Annotated in this window: 18 protein-coding genes; 15 read left to right on the top strand and 3 right to left on the bottom strand. The window is 73.2% G+C overall.

Features of this window, described 5'->3' with window-relative positions; translation table 11 throughout:
- The first annotated feature begins 200 nt into the window (after positions 1–200).
- The 6 genes from ACH495_RS15910 to ACH495_RS15935 all read left to right on the top strand — a co-directional run bounded on the left by ACH495_RS15910 (position 201) and on the right by ACH495_RS15935 (position 5,648).
- Positions 201–962, top strand: coding sequence for an ABC transporter ATP-binding protein (locus ACH495_RS15910; protein ID WP_396858458.1), 762 nt, complete (start codon positions 201–203; stop codon positions 960–962).
- A complete protein-coding gene (locus ACH495_RS15915; protein ID WP_396858459.1) occupies positions 949–1,641 on the top strand; it encodes an ABC transporter ATP-binding protein in 693 nt (230 codons plus the stop codon). Before ACH495_RS15910 ends, ACH495_RS15915 begins: the two co-directional genes overlap by 14 nt.
- A gap of 44 nt (positions 1,642–1,685) precedes the next feature.
- Positions 1,686–2,942, top strand: a complete 1,257-nt coding sequence (locus ACH495_RS15920) for an ABC transporter substrate-binding protein (protein WP_396858460.1) — start codon at positions 1,686–1,688, stop codon at positions 2,940–2,942.
- Between the two features lies 1 nt (position 2,943).
- Positions 2,944–3,825 carry a branched-chain amino acid ABC transporter permease gene (locus ACH495_RS15925; RefSeq protein ID WP_396858461.1) on the top strand — a complete coding sequence of 294 codons (882 nt, stop codon included), beginning with the start codon at positions 2,944–2,946 and terminating at the stop codon, positions 3,823–3,825.
- Positions 3,826–3,917: 92 nt separating this feature from the next.
- Positions 3,918–4,949 (top strand): branched-chain amino acid ABC transporter permease, encoded by a 1,032-nt coding sequence (locus ACH495_RS15930; protein WP_396858579.1) that lies wholly within the window; start codon positions 3,918–3,920, stop codon positions 4,947–4,949.
- A 75-nt stretch (positions 4,950–5,024) separates the two neighbouring features.
- Positions 5,025–5,648 (top strand): transcriptional regulator, encoded by a 624-nt coding sequence (locus ACH495_RS15935; RefSeq protein WP_396858462.1) that lies wholly within the window; start codon positions 5,025–5,027, stop codon positions 5,646–5,648.
- Positions 5,649–5,716: 68 nt separating this feature from the next.
- Here the strand turns inward: ACH495_RS15935 and ACH495_RS15940 are convergent, their stop codons facing one another.
- On the bottom strand, positions 5,717–6,022 hold the full coding sequence (locus ACH495_RS15940) for a hypothetical protein (RefSeq protein ID WP_396858463.1): 306 nt from the start codon (positions 6,020–6,022) through the stop codon (positions 5,717–5,719).
- Between ACH495_RS15940 and ACH495_RS15945 the strand changes: the two genes are divergently transcribed.
- From ACH495_RS15945 to ACH495_RS15955, 3 genes are all read left to right on the top strand, one after another.
- On the top strand, positions 5,988–6,296 hold the full coding sequence (locus ACH495_RS15945; protein ID WP_396858580.1) for an FAD-dependent monooxygenase: 309 nt from the start codon (positions 5,988–5,990) through the stop codon (positions 6,294–6,296). The two genes, ACH495_RS15940 and ACH495_RS15945, sit on opposite strands and share 35 nt — an antisense overlap.
- Before the next feature lie 416 nt (positions 6,297–6,712).
- A complete protein-coding gene (locus ACH495_RS15950) occupies positions 6,713–8,278 on the top strand; it encodes an MFS transporter (RefSeq protein WP_396858464.1) in 1,566 nt (521 codons plus the stop codon).
- An 11-nt stretch (positions 8,279–8,289) separates the two neighbouring features.
- The gene (locus ACH495_RS15955; protein WP_396858465.1) at positions 8,290–8,898 is read left to right on the top strand and encodes a TetR/AcrR family transcriptional regulator; all 609 of its coding nucleotides are present in this window, start codon (positions 8,290–8,292) and stop codon (positions 8,896–8,898) included.
- 122 nt (positions 8,899–9,020) lie between these two features.
- Here the strand turns inward: ACH495_RS15955 and ACH495_RS15960 are convergent, their stop codons facing one another.
- Together ACH495_RS15960 and ACH495_RS15965 are read right to left on the bottom strand one after the other, a co-directional pair.
- Complete coding sequence (locus ACH495_RS15960) at positions 9,021–10,940, bottom strand: helix-turn-helix domain-containing protein (RefSeq protein WP_396858466.1); 1,920 nt, start codon at positions 10,938–10,940, stop codon at positions 9,021–9,023.
- 14 nt (positions 10,941–10,954) lie between these two features.
- Positions 10,955–11,737, bottom strand: a complete 783-nt coding sequence (locus ACH495_RS15965; protein ID WP_396858467.1) for a 3-hydroxybutyrate dehydrogenase — start codon at positions 11,735–11,737, stop codon at positions 10,955–10,957.
- A 183-nt stretch (positions 11,738–11,920) separates the two neighbouring features.
- Here ACH495_RS15965 and ruvC point away from each other — a divergent pair, with 183 nt between their 5' ends.
- From ruvC to secF, 6 genes are all read left to right on the top strand, one after another.
- Positions 11,921–12,451, top strand: coding sequence for a crossover junction endodeoxyribonuclease RuvC (ruvC, locus tag ACH495_RS15970; RefSeq protein WP_396858468.1), 531 nt, complete (start codon positions 11,921–11,923; stop codon positions 12,449–12,451).
- On the top strand, positions 12,448–13,050 hold the full coding sequence (gene ruvA / locus ACH495_RS15975) for a Holliday junction branch migration protein RuvA (protein WP_396858469.1): 603 nt from the start codon (positions 12,448–12,450) through the stop codon (positions 13,048–13,050). Before ruvC ends, ruvA begins: the two co-directional genes overlap by 4 nt.
- Positions 13,047–14,111 (top strand): Holliday junction branch migration DNA helicase RuvB, encoded by a 1,065-nt coding sequence (gene ruvB, locus ACH495_RS15980; protein ID WP_396858470.1) that lies wholly within the window; start codon positions 13,047–13,049, stop codon positions 14,109–14,111. Before ruvA ends, ruvB begins: the two co-directional genes overlap by 4 nt.
- 138 nt (positions 14,112–14,249) lie before the next feature.
- Positions 14,250–14,594: a preprotein translocase subunit YajC gene (gene yajC, locus ACH495_RS15985; RefSeq protein WP_396858471.1), complete on the top strand. Its 345-nt coding sequence runs from the start codon at positions 14,250–14,252 to the stop codon at positions 14,592–14,594.
- A 224-nt stretch (positions 14,595–14,818) separates the two neighbouring features.
- Positions 14,819–16,738 carry a protein translocase subunit SecD gene (gene secD, locus ACH495_RS15990; protein ID WP_396858472.1) on the top strand — a complete coding sequence of 640 codons (1,920 nt, stop codon included), beginning with the start codon at positions 14,819–14,821 and terminating at the stop codon, positions 16,736–16,738.
- Between the two features lies 1 nt (position 16,739).
- Positions 16,740–17,927, top strand: a complete 1,188-nt coding sequence (gene secF / locus ACH495_RS15995; protein ID WP_396858473.1) for a protein translocase subunit SecF — start codon at positions 16,740–16,742, stop codon at positions 17,925–17,927.
- Positions 17,928–17,985: the final 58 nt, after the last annotated feature.

The following is a 17,985-nucleotide window of genomic DNA, read 5'->3' on the forward strand; positions in this document are numbered from 1 at the left end:
CGGGCCACATGTCGACGACTGCCGATGGGTCGGGAACGCCCGGCGCCTGTGGAGGTCCGCCCCGTGCCGCGCGGGGGGAATGTGTGGCGCATCGACATGGTTCGACCCATTCGACGCCCCGTAGGTTTCCTGCACGCGACGGCCCTGTGACCCCGGTCACCGACCTGGCCGTGGCGGGTGGACCTGCGGAGGGTGCGGCGATGGTCGGGCAAGCGATCCTGTCGGCCCGTGGGCTGACCCGGGACTTCCGGGGTTTCCGGGCCGTCGATCGCGTCGATCTGGACGTGGCGCCGGGCACCGTGCACGCCCTGGTGGGCCCGAACGGCGCCGGCAAGACCACCCTGTTCAACCTGCTCACCGGCTTCCTGACGCCCAGCGGCGGGCGGATCGAGCTGGACGGCCGGGACGTCACCGGGCTGCCCCCGGAGCGGGTGGCCCGGCTCGGCGTGGCCCGGTCGTTCCAGATCACCAGCCTCTTCCCGCAGCTCGGCGCACGGGAGCACGTGGAGTTGGCGCTCCAGTCGCCCAGCGGGCTGGGCTGGCGGTTCTGGCGGTCGGCGAAGCTGCTGGGCCGCTACCGGGAGCGGGCCGACGAACTGCTGGCCATGGTCGGTCTCGCCGACCTCGCCGAGGCCCCGGCCGAGGCGCTCGCGTACGGGCGCAAGCGGGCCCTGGAGTTGGCCATCGCGCTGGCCCTGGACCCGAAGGTGCTGCTGCTCGACGAGCCGACCGCCGGGATGGGGCTGGAGGACGTCGACCGCACCGTCGAGCTGATCGCCACCGTCCGCACCGGACGGACCGTGGTCATGGTCGAGCACAACATGAGCGTGGTGGGCCGGCTCGCCGACACGGTCACCGTCCTCCAGGCCGGCACGGTGCTGGTCGAAGGACCGTACGAGCAGGTCCGCGCCGACGAGCGGGTCATCACCGCCTACCTGGGAGCCACCGATGCTGCGCATTGAGAACCTGTCCGCCTGGTACGGCGAGGCCCAGGTGCTGCGCGAGGTGAGCCTGGAGGTGGCCGCCGGCGAGGTGGTCACCCTGGTCGGGCGCAACGGCGCCGGCAAGTCCACACTGCTGCGGTCCGTGATGGGGCTGCACCCCGGGCGGCGCGGCGCGGTGCGCCTCGACGGGCGCGACATCTCCCGGCTGCCGGCGTACAAGCGGGCGCGGGCCGGGCTCGGCTGGGTCCCCGACGACCGGGGCGCGTACGCCACGCTCACGGTCACCGAGAACCTGACGCTGCCGCCCCGGGTCGGTCCCGACCCGTGGCCGCTGGCGCGGGTGTACGAGGCGTTCCCCGCCCTGTACGCCCGGCGCGACTCGGCCGCGACCATGCTCTCCGGCGGTGAGCAGCAGATGCTCGCGCTGGCCCGGGTGCTGCGCATGGGCGCCCGGCTGCTGCTCTGCGACGAGCCCACCGAAGGGCTGTCGCCGAGACTCGTCCAGCAGGTCGGCGACCTGCTGCGGGAGGCCAAGCAGCACGGCGTGACAGTGCTGCTGGTGGAACAGAACCTGCACTTCGCCACCGGCGTCGCCGACCGGCACTACCTGCTGGCCGAGGGACGGATCGCGGCGGCGATGGAGAACGCCGAGGTGCGGTCGCGGGAACGCGAACTGCTGGCGTACCTCGGGATCTGACAATCGACGGCTGGCTGCGCGCGGACCGCGCGGCGACGAAGGGGATGACCATGCGGAGGAGCGTGGGTGTGGCCGCCGCCTCGGCGGCGGCGCTGCTGGTGGCCGGCTGCGGCGGCGGTGGCCCGCAGTCCGGCGGTGACTCGAAGCTGACCGGCGACAAGATCGTGCTGGGCGTGCTCAACGACCAGTCGGGGGCCTACTCGGAGCTGTCCGGGCGGAACTCGGTCAAGGCCGTGGAGATGGCCATCGCCGACTTCACGGCCAAGCACGGCGACGACGCGGTCACGAAGAACATCAGCGTGGAGACCGCCGACCACCAGAACAAGCCGGACGTGGCCAACAGCAAGGCCCAGGAGATGGTCGACCGCAAGGGCGTCGACGCGATCCTGGACGTGCCGACCTCGTCGGCCGCGCTGAAGGTCGCCGACGTGGCCAAGGAGAAGAAGAAGCTCTATTTCAACATCGGCGCGGCGACCACGGACCTGACCGGCAAGAGCTGCAACAAGTACACGTTCCACTACGCGTACGACACCTACATGCTGGCGCACGGCACCGGCACGGTGACCACCGAGCAGGTCGGCAAGAACTGGTACATCCTCTACCCGAACTACGCGTTCGGGCAGGACATGGAGAAGAGCTTCACGGCCGCCATCGGCGCGGCCGGCGGGCAGGTCGTCGGCAAGGACGGGGCACCGTTCCCGAACACCAGCGGCGACTACTCGTCGTTCCTGCTCAAGGCGCCGACGCTGAACCCGAGGCCGCAGGTGCTCGGCACCATGCAGGCCGGCGCCGAGCTGGTCAACGTGGTGAAGCAGTACAACGAGTTCAAGCTGCGGGAGAAGGGCGTCGGGCTGGCCGTCGGCCTGATGTTCATCACCGACATCCACTCGCTCACCCCGGCCGCGCTGGCCGGCACCACCTACACCGACGCCTGGTACTGGAACTTCGACCAGCAGAACCGGGAGTGGGCGGACCGGTTCCAGAAAGAGACCGGCACCCGGCCGTCGTTCGCGCACGCGGCCAACTACTCCGCCGCCATGCAGTACCTGGAGGCGGTGCAGGCCGCCGGCACCGACGACGCCGACGCCGTGGTCAAGGAACTGGAGGGCAAGGAGATCAACGACCTCTTCCTGCGCAACGGCAAGATCCGCGCGGAGGACCACCGGGTCGTGCACGACGCGTACCTGGCCCAGGTGAAGCCGCAGGCCGAGGTCAAGGAGCCCTGGGACTACGTGAAGATCCTCAAGACCATCCCGGCGGCCGAGGCGTTCCGCGCCCCGTCGGCCGACTGCAAGCTCTGACATGTCCGGCTTCCTGCAGAACACGTTCAACGGGCTGGTGGGCGGGGCGTTCTACGCCCTGCTCGCCCTCGGGCTCGCGGTCATCTTCGGCATGCTCCGGGTGGTGAACTTCGCCCACGGCGCGTTCTACATGCTCGGCGCGTTCGGGGCGTACGTGCTGCTCGCCGAGGCGGGCGTGCCGTTCTGGGCCGCGCTGGTGATCATGCCGCTGGCGCTGGGCCTGCTCGGCATGGCGCTGGAACGGGCGGTGATCCACCGGCTCACCCGGCTCGACCCGCTCTACAACTTCCTGCTCACCTTCGGCCTGACGCTGATCCTGCAGGACCTGGTCAAGTCCCGGTACGGCGTGCAGTCCAGCCCGTACGCCACGCCCGCCGAGCTGAGCGGGACTGTCGACTTCGGGCTGTTCGACTTCCCGACGTACCGGGTGTTCATCCTCGGCTTCACCGTGCTGCTGTGCGTGGCGGTCTGGTGGGTGCTCGGGCGGACCCGGATCGGCATGGTGGTCCGGGCCGCCACCGAGCGGCCGGAGCTGACCCGGGCGTTCGGCATCGACGTGGGGAGGTGGGTCACCCCGGTGTTCGGCTTCGGCATCGCGCTCGCCGGGCTGGCCGGGGTGCTCGCCGCCCCGATGCGGGCGGTCAACCCGCTGATGGGCGCCGACCTGATCATCGTGGTCTTCGCGGTGGTGGTGATCGGCGGGCTCGGCTCGATCTTCGGCTCGGTCGCCGCCGGCTTCGGCATCGGCCTGGTCCAGGCGTGGGGCGAGGCGTACCTGTCCGACTACCCGCTCGTGTCGCAGACCGTCGTGTTCGTGGTGATGGCCGCCGTGCTGCTGTGGCGCCCGGCCGGCCTGTTCGGCCGTGAGGAGGCGCCGGCATGAGCGAACGCACCGAGCGGAGCGAGGGCCGTGAGGGCATGCCCGGTCGGCTCGGCATGAGCGAACGCACCGAGCGGAGCGAGGGCCGTGAGGGCATGCCCGGTCGGCTCGGCGTGAGTACTGCGGTGGACACCACCGGGGTCGAGAGGCCCGCACCACGGTCCGGCCTGCTCGCCGTCGCGCGGGCACCCGGCTGGGTCCGGTACGCGCTGCTGGCCGCCGGGCTGCTGGTCGCGCTCTGGCTGCCCAACGGGCTCTACCCGGCCGTCGCGGTGGACATCCTGTGCTGGGCGCTCTTCGCCGTCTCGGTGGACCTGCTGCTCGGCTTCACCGGCCTGATGTCGTTCGGGCACGCCGCGTTCTGGGGCACCTCGGCGTACGTCACCGGGCTGGTCGCGATCCACGCCGGCCTGCCGTTCCCGGCCGCGGTGCTGGCCGGGGCGCTGGCCGCGGCGCTGCTCGCGCTGCCGATCGGCTACCTCGCGGTGAAGCGCACCGGCATCTACTTCGCCATGGTCACGTTGGCGTTCGCGCAGATGGTCTACTACGTGGCCAACGAGTGGCGTTCGGTCACCCAGGGCGAGAACGGCCTCCAGGGCGTGCCGCGCGCGTTCTTCGGCGCCGACCTCACCGACGACTACTACTTCTACTACGCGATCCTGCCGATCGTGCTGCTCGGCCTGCTCGCGGCCTGGCGGATCGTGCACTCGCCGTTCGGCCGGGTGCTGGTCGGCATCCGGGACAACCCGGCCCGGGCCCGCGCGCTGGGCTACCCGGTGCACCGCTACAAGCTGACCGCGTTCGTGCTCTCCGGGTTCCTGGCCGGGCTCGGCGGCGGGCTGTTCGCGGTCGGCCACCGGTTCGTCTCGCTGGACGTGCTGCACTGGACCACGTCCGGCAAGGCGGTCATCGTGGTGGTGCTCGGCGGCATCGGCACGCTGTGGGGCGGCGTGCTCGGCGCGGCACTGGTGGTGCGGTTGGAGGACTGGCTGTCGTTCTCCGGGTTCGAGGCGATCGGGCTGGTCACCGGCGGCATCTTCGTACTGGTCGTGCTGCTGTTCCGGCGGGGTCTGTGGGGCACCGTCGCGCACCTGCTCCGGCGTCGGGGAGCCGCCCGGCGCGGATGAATTCCCCGGTGGCGCATCCGGATCGGGCCGCCCGGACGAACCCCCTGGTAGCAGAGCTACCCGGGGGTACGACCGTTGCTGACCGAGAACATGCCGGCCGGGGCCGCCGAGTCGGCCCGTAAACGGCTCCTCGCCGCCGCCGAGGAGCTGGACGACAACCAGGTCGCCGGGCTGGTGCTCGACCTGGCCGCCGAGGTCGGGGTCGCGCCGGTCTGGGAGCAGGTCTGCCTGCCGTTGCTGGGCGCGTTGCGCGGGGACAGCGCCGCCGAGATCGCGGTGGAGCACGCCCTGTCCGAAGGCGTCCGGGTCGGGCTGGACGTCTTCCGTCGGGAACCGACGCGACCGCTGCCGGTCCAGGGGGTGCTGCTCGCCGGCGCCGAGCACGAGACGCACTGCCTCGGGCTGCACGCCCTGGCGGCGGCGCTGCGCGAGCGCGGCCGGGGCTGCCTGCATCTCGGCTCGGCCCTGCCCTGGTCGGCGCTGGCCAGCGCCGTGGCCCGGGTCCGACCCCGGGTGGTGGTGGTCTGGTCGCAGACCCCGGTGACCGGCCGGGCGTACCGCCTGGTCCGGCTCCGGCGGGACGTCCCGGACGTCCGCCTGCTCGCCGCCGGGCCGGGCTGGATCGAGCCGTTCCCGCCCGGCCCCGCCGCGCCCCGCCGCCTCACCACCCTCACCGAGGCCACCGCCGCCTGCCTGTAAGGAGGGGGCCCCGCTTAACGCATTTGGTAGAGGCGGGGGCCCCGCTTAACGCCTACCCGTCGGCGCGCTCAGCCGGCGTGGAAGCCGTGCAGCAGGGCGGCCACGGCCGACTCCGGGTCGAACGCGTCGTCGGGGGTGGCGAGCTGGTTGCCCAGAAGACCGTCGACGAGCGCGAGCAGGCTCCGGAAGTGGGCCGGGGGATCGGTGGAGCCGAGCGCGTACCGGGCCAGCGGCACCCCCCACTCGGCCAGCCGGGCCCGGCCGGCCTCGATCGCCGGCCGCACCGCCGCCTCGACGAACAGCGCGTACCGGGCCAGCGTCACCACCCGGCCCTTGACGGTGAACTCCCGGATCAGCCGGCCGCCGGCCGGCATCCTGCGGCACGAGATCCGCGACCGGACGCCGCTGCCGTCCTACGTGGCCGGCCGGGTGGCGCTGCTCGGCGACGCCGCTCACGCCATGACCCCCGACCTTGGGCAGGGCGCCTGCCAGGCGCTGATCGACGCGGTCGCGCTGGCCGACTGCGTCCGGGACGCCGACGACCTGCCGGCCGCGCTGCGGGCGTACGACAGGCGCCGCCGCCGGCCCACCCAGCGGATCGCGGCCGGCGCGGCTCGCCCAGGCCCGGTGGCTGCTGCCGGTGCGTGACGCGGTGCTCCGGCTGGCGCTGGCCGCGGGCCCACCGGCCTGAGGCCCCCACGCCCCCGCCCCCAGGGCCGCGACGCCCCGGCGCCCCCGCCCCCAGGGCCGCGACGCCCCGGCGCCCCCGCCCCCAGGGCCGCGACGCCCCGGCGCCCTGTTTCACGGAAATAGTGGCTAACTGGGCCCCGAAGGCCACTCTTTCCGTGAAACAGGCGCATGGGGCGGGCGCGGGCGCATGGCGGCGGGCGGGGCGCGTGGGGCGGTGCGGGCCCGCGCACCGGGGGCGGGGCCGTGCCGGCGTGACCTGGCACACATTCGATACGGACCGGTTCCGTATCGAAACCTGCTCACCTACGCTCGGCAGCGTTACGAGTCTGCCCCGTATCGTATTCGGACGCGGGTGAGCCGGGGGGAGAACCCAGATGGAAGCGCACGAGAACACCGGACACCCGAGGAGGTGGGCGATCCTGGGGGTGCTGGTGATCAGCCTCCTCGTGGTCGTCCTCGACAACACCATCCTCAACGTCGCCCTGCGCACGCTCGCCGACCCGGTGCACGGCCTCGGGGCCAGCCAGGGCGACCTGGAGTGGGCGATCAACTCCTACACGCTGGTCTTCGCCGGCCTGCTCTTCACGTTCGGCGTGCTCGGCGACCGGTTCGGCCGCCGGCGCTTCCTGATCCTCGGGCTGGCGCTCTTCGGGCTGGCGTCGCTGCTCTCCGCGTACGCCCAGGACCCGGCGCAGCTCATCGGCGCCCGGGCGCTGATGGGCGTCGGGGGCGCCGCCATCATGCCGGTGACGCTCTCGATCATCTCCAACGTCTTCGACCCGCGCGAGCGCGCCCGCGCGATCGGCGTCTGGGCCGGCGCGGTCGGTCTCGCCGTGGCCATCGGCCCGGTGCTCGGCGGGCTCCTGCTGGAACACTTCTGGTGGGGCTCGGTCTTCCTGATCAACGTGCCGGTGGTGGCGGTCGGCGTGGTGCTGGTGGCGGTCCTGGTTCCCGAGTCCCGCGACCCCGCCCCCGGCCGGGTGGACGTGCTCGGCGTGCTGCTCTCCGTGGTCGGCCTGGTCGCCCTCACCTACGGCATCATCGACGGCGGTGAGCACGGCTTCGGCCGGCCGCAGGTCTGGGCCACGATCGTCGGCGGGCTCGCGGTGCTCGCCTGGTTCGTCACCCACGAGCTGCGCAGCGACCACCCGTCGCTGGACGTGCGGCTGTTCCGGGTGCCCCGGTTCGCCGCCCCGGTGGCGCTGGTCGGGCTGGTCTTCTTCGCCGCCATGGGCGTGATGTTCTTCGGCGCGTTCTACCTCCAGCTGGTCCGCGGCTACAGCCCGCTGGAGAGCGGCCTGCTCTTCCTGCCCTTCGCCGCCGCTCAGCTGATCTTCGCGCCGCGCAGCGCCGCGATGGTCCGCCGCCACGGCGGCCGGGCGGTCGCCGCGGTCGGGCTGCTGCTCACCACGGTGGCGCTCGCCGCCTTCGTGTTCATCGACGCGGACACGCCCATCTGGATCTTCTCGGCGGTGGGCTTCGTGCAGGGCGCCGGAATGGCAAACATCATGCCGCCGGCCACCGAGTCGATCATGTCGGCGTTGCCCCGGGAGAAGGCCGGGGTGGGCTCGGCGGTCAGCAACACGGTCCGCCAGGTGGCCGGCGCGCTCGGCGTGGCGGTGCTCGGCTCGGTGCTCTCCGCGGTCTACCGCGACCAGATCGACCCGGCGGTGTCCGCGTTGCCCGCCCCGATCCGCGACGCGGCCCGGGAGTCGGTCTCCGGCGCGTACGCGGTCGCCGACCGGCTCGGCCCGGCCGCGCCGCGGCTGATCGACGCCGCCAACGACTCCTTCGTCTCCGCGATGCACTGGGCCGCCGGCGTCTCCGCGCTGGTGGCGGCGCTCGGCATCGTGATCGTGGTGCGCTGGATGCCGGGCCGGGCGGCCGTCGCGCCCGACACCGCCCCGGCCACCGAGCCGGAGTTGGCCGGAACCGCATAGGTTCGGGGACAATGTCTGACATGACGTCCACGACGGGTGCTCCGCGATCGCCTGGTCGACCGCGGAGCACCCGCGCCGACGAGGCGATCGTGGAGGCCGCGCTCGACCTGCTCGCCGAGGGCAGCACGATCGAGGCGCTCTCCATCGAGGCGATCGCGGCCCGGGCCGGGGTCGGCAAGGCCACCATCTACCGCCGCTGGTCGGGCAAGGACGCGCTGCTGCTGGACGCGCTGCGCCGTCTCAAGGGCGCCCCGCCCCGCCCCGGTGGGCGCTCCGTCCGGGACGACCTGGTGCTGCTGGTCGGCGCCGTGGGCCAGCACGTCGACCCCCGGGTCCGCAAGATCATGCCCTGCCTGGTGCCCGAGGTGAGCCGCAGCTCCGCCCACCGGCAGGCCTACGAGGCGATCATCGAGCCCCGGCGGCAGGCGATGCGCGAGGTGCTGCGCCGTGCGATGGACAGCGGGGAGCTGCGCGCCGACCTCGACATCGAGGTGGCGATGGCGTTGCTCACCGCGCCGATGCTCACCCAGCGCATGCTGCACTGGCACCCCGAGCTGGACGAACGCATCCTGCCCGAGCGGATCGTGGACACCGTCCTGGCCGGCCTGCGCGCCCGCTGACCCCGGCCGGCCCGCGTGCCCGCCGCCCGGGATGCGCGCCGACGTCAGCCGGCAGGGGTGCGCGCCGACGTCAGCCGGCAGGGGTGCGCGCCGACGTCAGCCGGCAGGGGTGCGCGCCGACGTCAGCCGGCCGGGGTGCGCAGCCGGTGCAGGCGCAACGCGAGCTGCACCTCCAGCGCCCGCTCCGGCCGCTGCCAGTCGGCGCCCAGGAGCTGCCCGACCCGCTCCAGCCGCTGCGTCACGGTGTTGACGTGCACGTGCAACTGCTCGGCCGCCCGGGCCAGGCTGCCGCCCACCCCGAAGTACGCCTCCAGCGTCCGCACCAGCGCGGTACCCCGCCGGGCGTCGTAGTCGACCACCGGCCCCACCGTGGCGGTGAGGAACCGGGCCACGTCCCGGTCGCCGGCGTCGCCGACCGCCCCCAGCAGCAGCCCGACGAAGCCCAGCTCCGCGGTGCTCGCGCCCTGCCCGGCCCGGCCCAGCGCGCCGAGCGCGGTCAGGCAGCGCTCCGCCTCGGCGAACGTGACCGCCAACGACGCCGGACCGGCCGACGGCCCGCTCGCCCCGGCGGTCACCGGGCGGCCGGTCACCCGGGACAGGTCCCGGGCCACCGCGCGGGCCGCCCCGCCGGCGTCCCGGCCGGGCAGCATCAGCACCACCCGTCCGTCGCGCGCCGCGGCCAGCCCGCTCCGGGTCGAGGCGTACGTGGTGGCCCAGGAGAGCACCCGCTGCCGGGCCGAACCGGTCTCGGCGAACGCGTCGTCGCCGACCGCCACCAGCACGTGCGGGGCGTCCAGGTCCACCCCGATCCGGCGGGCCCGGCCGCGCAACGCGTCGGTGTCCCGCAACGGCCGCGCGATCAGGTCGTCCAGCAGCTCGCCCCGGACCCGACCCTCCGCCTCGGCCACCGTGCGGCGGAACAGCAGCAGCAGCGCGGTCACCAGCGCGGCGCGCTCCAGGATGCGCTGGTCGGCGTCGACCAGCTCGTCGTCCGGGCGCAGCACCAGCGCGCCCAGGTTCTCCGCGCCGGCCACCACTGCGGCGTACCAGAGCGGGCCCCGGCGTACGCTGCGCCCCTCGGTGCGCGACGCGGCGACCGCCTCCACGATGTCCGCCCGGTCCGGCTCCTCGATCTCGCCGACCCGGGCCAGCCGCCGCCCCTCGGCGTCCAACGCCAGCAGCGCGCCGCCGAGCACCTCGGTCACCGCGGCCGCCACGTCCTCCATCCCGCCGCCGCGCACCACCAGCGCGGTCATCCGGTCGTGCGCGGCGGCGGCCCGCTCCACCGAGCTGCTGTGCGCCCGGATCGTGCCGTTCGCCGCCGACAGCTCCGCCAGCGCGGCCCGCGTCTCGGCCAGCAGCCGGGCGGTGTCGATCGCCACCGCGGCGTGCGCCCCCAGCGACACCAGCAGCGACACCTCCTCCCGGGCGAACGGGCGGGCCGAGCGGTTGGCCGCGTAGAGCACGCCGATCACGCTGGAGCCGAGCCGCAGCGGCACGCCCAGGATGGCCACCAGGCCCTCCTCGCCCACCCCGCCGTCGATCTCCCCGGTGTGCCGGAACCGCTCGTCCTCCTGGTAGTTCGAGGTGACGTACGGGGTGCCGGTCTGCGCCACCAGACCGCCCAGCCCGTCGCCCATCTCCAGCCGCAGCCGCTGGAACCGGGCCGAGATGGACCCGTCGGTGACCCGCATGTACGTGTCGCCGCGTTCGTCGTCGTTGAGCGTCATGTACGCCACGTCGGTGCCGAGCAGGATCCGCGCCCGGTGCACGATGGCGCGGAGCACGTCGTCCAGGTCGCGCAGGCCGGCCAGGTCGCTGGCGGTGTCGTAGAGCCCGGACAGCTCGGTCTCCCGGCGCCGGCGGCGCTCCAGCAGCGCCCGGACCCGTAGCGCCACCACCTTCGCCTGCTCCAGTTCGGCCAGCCGGTCGGCGGGCAGGCCGGCGGCGCGCGCGGCGACCAGCGGACCCTCGAACTCGACCGCCGCGGCCTCGCGCGCCAGCAGTTCCAGGAACTCCACCGGCGACGACATGACCGACATTGTGCGCGGCGCCACTAGTTGGCCGTCCAGCCCCCGTCGAGGGCGATCGAGGCGCCGGTGAGGAACGCGGCCGGCGGCGCGCACAGGTACGCCACCAGTTCGGCCACCTCCTCCGGCTCGATCAGCCGCTTGATCGCCGCCCGGGCCAGCATGATCTTCTCCACCACCTCGTCCTCGCCGATGCCGTGGCTGGCCGCCTGGTCGGCGATCTGGCTCTCCACCAGCGCGGTCCGCACGTACGCCGGGTTGATGCAGTTGGCCGTCACGCCGTGCGCGGCGCCCTCCAGGGCGACCACCTTGGACAGCCCTTCGAGGGCGTGCTTGGCCGAGACGTACGCCGCCTTGAACGGCGAGGCGCGCAGCCCGTGCACGGAGGAGATGTTGACGATCCGGCCCCAGCCGTTCGCGTACATCCGGGGCAGCGCCCGGCGGATCAGCAGGAACGGCGCCTCGACCATCACCCGCTGGATGTACTCGAACCGCTCGACCGGGAACTCCTGCACCGGCGCGACGTGCTGCAACCCGGCGTTGTTCACCACGATGTCGGCGTCCACGTCGAGCCGGTCCACCGCCTCCGGGTCGGCCAGGTCGATCCCCTCGGCCCGGCCACCGGCCTCGGCGGCCACGGCCTTCGCCGCCGCCACGTTGCGGTCCACCACCACGACCGAGGCGCCGGCCGCCGCCAGGCGCAGGGCGCAGGCCCGTCCGATGCCGCTGCCACCACCGGTCACCAACGCCTGGCGACCGGAGAGGTCGACCTGTACGACGTGGGGCACCGCCACGGGTTCTGCCGTCATGGCGCAAGAAGTTACGAGGCGGGTGGCCCGGGGCACATGGGGCCGCGACACATACTCGACCGCTTCCGTGTGTGGTGCGTCCGGTGCCGATCGTCCCCGGCGTGTCCGCCCGTCCGCCGGTCGGACCGGACCAGTAGGGTGTGTCGAACACACGTACTGCTGGCGGCTCGGGGAGGAGGCGGCGTGCGCGTGCTGGGCGTCGACCCGGGGCTGACCCGATGCGGGGTCGGCGTGGTCGAGGGCGTGCCCGGTCGCCCCTGCACGCTGGTCGCCTACTACGTCGTCTACACCGATCCCGGTGACGACCTGCCGCTGCGCCTGCTGCACCTGGACCGCTCCCTGACCGACCTGGTCGCCGAGCACCGGCCCGACGCGGTCGCCGTGGAACGGGTGTTCAGCCAGCACAACGTGCGCACCGTGATGGGCACCGCCCAGGCCAGTGGCGTCGCGGTGCTGGCCGGCGCGCGCGCCGGCCTGCCGGTGCAGACCTACACGCCGAGCGAGGTGAAGGCGGCGGTGACCGGTTCGGGCCAGGCGGACAAGAAGCAGATGACCGCCATGGTGACCCGCCTGCTGCGGCTGGCGGAGCCGCCGAAACCGGCCGACGCCGCCGACGCCTTGGCGCTGGCCATCTGCCACGTCTGGCGCGGTGGCACCCGGTCCAAGCTGGCCGCCGCCGCCGACCAGGCCCGACGAGGAGGGGCGCGACGATGATCGCGAGTGTGCGCGGCACGGTGACCGCGACCGGTCCGGATCACGCGGTGGTGGAGGTGGGCGGCATCGGCCTCGCCGTGCAGTGCGCGCCGGGCACGATCGCCGACCTGCGGGTCGGGCAGCCGGCCCGGCTGGCCACCAGCCTGGTGGTCCGGGAGGACTCGCTCACCCTCTACGGCTTCGCCGACGACGACGCCAAGCAGCTGTTCGAGCTGCTCCAGACCGCCAGCGGGGTCGGTCCCCGGCTGGCCCAGGCGGTGCTCGCCGTGCACACCCCGGACGCGGTCCGCAAGGCGATCGCCAATGCCGACACCGCGGCGCTGACCCGGGTGCCGGGGATCGGCAAGAAGGGCGCCGAGCGGCTCGTGCTCGAGCTGCGCGACCGGGTCGGTCCGGTGGCGATCGGCCCGGACGGCGCGGCCGGGGTGACCGCCGGCGCCTGGCCGGAGCAGGTCCGCCAGGCGCTGGTCGGGCTCGGCTGGTCGGCGGCCCAGGCCGAGCAGGCGGTGGTCGCGGTCGCCGAGACCGTCGACGGCGAGACCCCGCCGGTGCCGGTCCTGCTGAAGCAGGCGATCCGCCTCCTGGGCCGCACCCGATGAGTGCGGAGAACCTGGTCTCGGCGTACGTCAGCGACGCCGAGCTGGACGCGGAGGCCAGTGTCCGGCCGAAGCGGCTCGCCGAGTTCATCGCCCAGGACCGGGTCCGCGACCAGCTCGACCTGCTGCTGCAGGGCGCGATGCGGCGCGGCTCCCCGCCGGACCACATCCTGCTCTCGGGCCCGCCCGGCCTCGGGAAGACCAGCCTGGCCAACATCGTGGCCGCCGAGCTGGGCGCCGGCATCCGGGTGACCAGCGGGCCGGCGATCGAGCGTTCCGGTGACCTGGCCGCGATCCTGACCAGCCTCGCCGAGGGCGACGTGCTGTTCATCGACGAGATCCACCGGATCGCCAAGCCGGCCGAGGAGCTGCTCTACAGCGCCATGGAGGACTTCCGGGTCGACGTGGTGGTGGGCAAGGGCCCGGGCGCGACCGCCATCCCGCTGGACGTCGAACCGTTCACGCTGGTCGGCGCCACCACCCGGTCGGGCCTGCTGACCGGCCCGATGCGCGACCGGTTCGGCTTCGTCGCGCACCTCGACTTCTACTCCCCGGCCGACCTGGAGACGCTGCTGCACCGCTCCGCCCGGATCCTCGGCGTGCCGATCACGCCCGACGGCGCGGCGGAGGTCGCCGGCCGGTCACGGGGCACGCCGCGGATCGCCAACCGGCTGCTGCGTCGGGTCCGTGACTACGCCGAGGTCCGGGCCGACGGCGTGGTCACGCTGGAGACCGCGCGGTCCGCGCTCACCGTCTACGACGTGGACGCGCTCGGCCTGGACCGGCTCGACCGGGCGGTGCTCAAGGCGCTCGTCGACTCGTTCCGGGGCGGCCCGGTCGGCGTCTCCACGCTGGCGGTGGCGGTGGGGGAGCAACCGGACACGGTCGAGGAGGTCTGCGAGCCGTTCCTGGTGCGGGCCGGGCTGCTGGCGCGGACGCCCCGGGGCCGGGTGGCGACGGAGGCCGCCTGGCGGCACCTGGGGCGCAATCCCCCGAATGGTACATTTGGTGTGGATGCCCCTTCGGGGCCCGATCTGTTCTCGACGCAGACCGATCGGCCGTGATCCTAACGTGATCTGTGCCGCATTCGGTCTTCTCAGGAGCAGGGACTAGACTTCGCCGCGGTCTGTACAGGACGTGAGAATCCGCCTCCGCTGCGGCGCCCCCCGGGGCCGGCGGGGGCCAACCGGAAGGTCGACACCGTGCTTTACGCAGCAGCGAGTGGCGGGGGAGCCGGCGGTCTGACGCCGATCCTCATGATCGCTCTGCTCTTCGTCGTCATGTACTTCATGATGATCCGTCCGCAGCAGAAGCGCCGCCGCGAGGCGGAGCAGATGCAGTCCGCTCTCGCCCCGGGCGACGAGGTGGTCACCATCGGCGGCCTGCACGGCACGGTCACCGTGGTCGAGGACGAGACGGTCCTGCTCGAGGTCGCCCCCGGCGTGCAGACCCGGTACGCGCGTCCCGCCGTGGCCCGGGTGGTCAAGCGGGCCGAGGCGCCCGAGGCCGAGACCATCAGCGAGGAAGTCGAGCCGGTCAAGGAGTGACCAGCCGCCCCGGACGGGGCAGCGGAAACACCCCCACAAGTGGATAGTTGGGTCGGCGTCCGTCGTCGGCATGCGGCCGGACCCGCGCGACGCCCCCGCGTCGCGCCCGGGTCGGCGTGCCGGTCGCCGACGTTGGCCAGCCGGAGCAGTCGGGCGGACACCCCCGGCCCGACAGGTGTCGCCGCCGTGGAAGCGGCGCGACCGTACAGGGAGACAGGACAGCCGTGGCACCACCTCAGGGACAGATGCGCCCCGGACGGCAGCTCGCCGTGCTCGGGTTCATCTTCGTCGTCCTCTATCTTTTGGTGTTCTTCTCGGGCGGCGCCAGCGGTGGCTGGAAGGACCGGCTGGAGCCCCGGCTCGGCCTGGACCTCATCGGCGGCACCCGGATGACGCTCGAGGCCACCAACACGGTGGACGGCAAGCCGCCGACCGCCGACAACCTCGAAGAGGCGCGGCAGATCATCGAGAACCGGGTCAACGCCTACGGCGTGGCCGAGGCGGAGGTGGTCACCGAGGGCAACCGGAACATCGTCATCTCCCTGCCCGGCCAGAACCGCGACCTGACCGACGTCGGTGAGGCCGCCGAGCTGCGCTTCCGCAAGGTGCTCAAGGCCACCGACGGCAGCGGCGCGGCCGCCGCGCCGGCGCCGAGCCCCAGCGCCTCCGCGGCGCCGTCCGGCAGCGCCAAGCCGTCGGGCAGCGCCTCGCCGAAGGCGTCCGGTAGCGCGTCGCCGAAGCCGAGCGCGAGCGCCAAGGTCTCCGCGTCGCCGAGCGCCGGCGGGCAGGGCGGCATGGCCCCCGCGCCGAGCGCCAGCGCCACGCCGGCGCCGTCGGCCTCCGCGAGCGCCGCCGCGCCGAGCCCGAGCGCCAGCGCCGCGCCGGTGCCGCAGAGCATCGAGCAGCAGCGCAAGGCCGTCGAGCAGAAGGTGGGCGCGGCCGCCTGGGCCGCCGCCTCCGGGCTCCAGGCCCCGGCCGACCCGTCGCAGGCCGACACGTTCAAGCCGTTCGGCACGCTCTCTCCGCAGGAGATCGCGGTGCTGACGCCGGAGATGCAGTTCAACGTGCCGACCATCACCTGCGCCCAGCTCGACAAGCGGCCGGCCGGCTCGATCAAGGACCCGAAGCAGAAGGCGGTCGCCTGCGAGTCCGGGGCGAAATACCTGCTCGACGTGGCCAAGGTGGAGGGCACCGACGTCAAGAACGCCTCCGCCCAGCTCGACCAGACCAGCCAGTGGGTGGTCAGCCTCAACTTCACCGGCGACGGCCAGGAGAAGTGGACCGCGCTGACCCGCGAGTCGTTCAACAACGAGGGCCAGGCCTGCGACCAGACCGCGCTCGGCCAGGACGGCAAGTGCCGGGTCGCCGTGGTGCTGGACAACCGGATCGTCTCCTCGCCGGAGATCCAGGGCGTGCTCACCGGCGACTCGCAGATCACCGGCAGCTTCGACAACAAGTCGGCGAACGCGCTGGCCAGCCAGCTCCGTTTCGGGGCGCTGCCGGTGACGTTCGAGCCGCAGGAGAGCCAGAACGTCACCGCGACGCTCGGCGACAGCCACCTGAAGGCGGGTCTGCTGGCCGCCGGCATCGGCATGCTGCTGGTCATCATCTACTCGTTCTTCTACTACCGGCTGCTGGGCTCGGTCATCTTCCTCAGCCTGGTGCTCTCCGCGCTGCTGGTCTTCGGCGCGCTGGTGGTGCTCGGCCGGTCGATCGGCTTCACGCTCACGCTCGCCGGCATCGCCGGCATGATCGTCTCACTGGGCGTGGCGGCGGACTCGTTCGTCATCTACTTCGAACGTCTCAAGGACGAGATCCGCGAGGGCCGCAGCCCACGCAGCGCGGTGCCCCGCGCCTGGGTCCGGGCCCGCCGGACGATCATCTCGGCGAACGCCATCACGCTGATGTCGGCCGTGGTGCTCTACATCGTGTCGGTCGGCGCGGTGAAGGGCTTCGCCTTCGCGCTCGGCCTGGCGACCGTGCTCGACCTGGTCGTCGTGTTCCTCTTCCGCCACCCGATCATGACGATGTTCGCCCGCACCCGGGCGTTCCTGTCCCCGCGGGTCAGCGGTCTGGGCCGGGCGCTGCCGGCCCGGTCGGCCGAGTCGGGCACCGCCCGCAACCCGCGCGTCAAGGAGGCCTGAGATGGCTAAGAGTGGTCTGGCCGCCCGGCTCTACCGGGGCGAGGCCGATCTCAACATCGTCGGCAAGCGCAAGCTGTGGTTCGGCGTGGCCGGCGCGCTGGTGCTGATCGCGGTGCTGAGCTTCGCGATCAACGGTTTCAAGCTCGGCATCGAGTTCGCCGGTGGCAACTCGTTCCAGGTTCCGGCCAGCGTCGGCACGCTCGACCGGGCCGAGACGGTCGTCGACGACGCGCTGGCCAAGGAGGCCCCCGGCGTCGAGGTGGTCACCGCGCAGAAGGTCGGCGGGGCCGGCGGCGAGACCTACGAGATGCGCACCGGGCAGCTCAGCCAGGAGCAGGCCAACGCGGCCAAGACCGCGATGGCGCAGGAGTTCGGCATCCAGCCCGACCAGATCAGCGGTAACCAGGTGTCCCAGGCGTGGGGCAGCCAGGTCACCTCGCGGGCGTTCCTCGGCCTGCTGATCTTCCTCGCGGTGGTGTCGGTCTACCTGGTGCTGCGCTTCGAGTGGCGGATGGCGGTCGCCGCGATCGCCTCGCTGCTCACCAACCTGGTCCTCACCGCCGGCATCTACTCACTGGTCGGCTTCGAGGTCACCCCGTCGACGGTCATCGGCTTCCTCACCATCCTGGGCTTCGCGCTCTACGACGTGGTGGTGGTCTTCGACAAGGTGCAGGAGAACACCCGCGGCATCACCGCGAACAACAACCTCACCTACGGCGAGGCGTCGAACCTGGCGCTCAACCAGAGCCTCATGCGCTCGCTGAACACGTCGGTGGTGGCGCTGCTCCCGGTCGGTGGCCTGCTCTTCATCGGCGCCGGCCTGCTCGGCGCCGGCACCCTGAAGGACCTGGGTCTGGTGCTCTTCGTCGGCATGGCGGTGGCGTTCCTGACCTCGATCCTGCTGGCCACCCCGCTGCTGGTGCTGCTGAAGAACCAGGACCCGCGGATCAGCGCGCACAACAAGCGGGTGCTCTCCCGCCGGGCGGCAGTCGCCCGGGGCGAGATCACTCCGAAGGGCGCGCCGCGGCCCGCGCCGACCGGCGACCAGCCGATCGAGGCGGACGCGGCGCTGGCCGGCGCCGCCCCGAAGGTCGGCTCCCGGCCGGCCGGCAAGCGCCCCAGCGGCGCCCGGGGCGGTCGCCCCAGCGGCGGCGGGGGCAACCGCCCGGGCGGCGCGAAGCGCCGCTGACCCCAGGGCCCGGACGGATCGACTCCGACGGCGTCCGTCATGCTGTTGCCACGGCATG

Source organism: Micromonospora sp. NPDC018662 (assembly GCF_044391475.1).
Taxonomy (GTDB): domain Bacteria; phylum Actinomycetota; class Actinomycetes; order Mycobacteriales; family Micromonosporaceae; genus Micromonospora.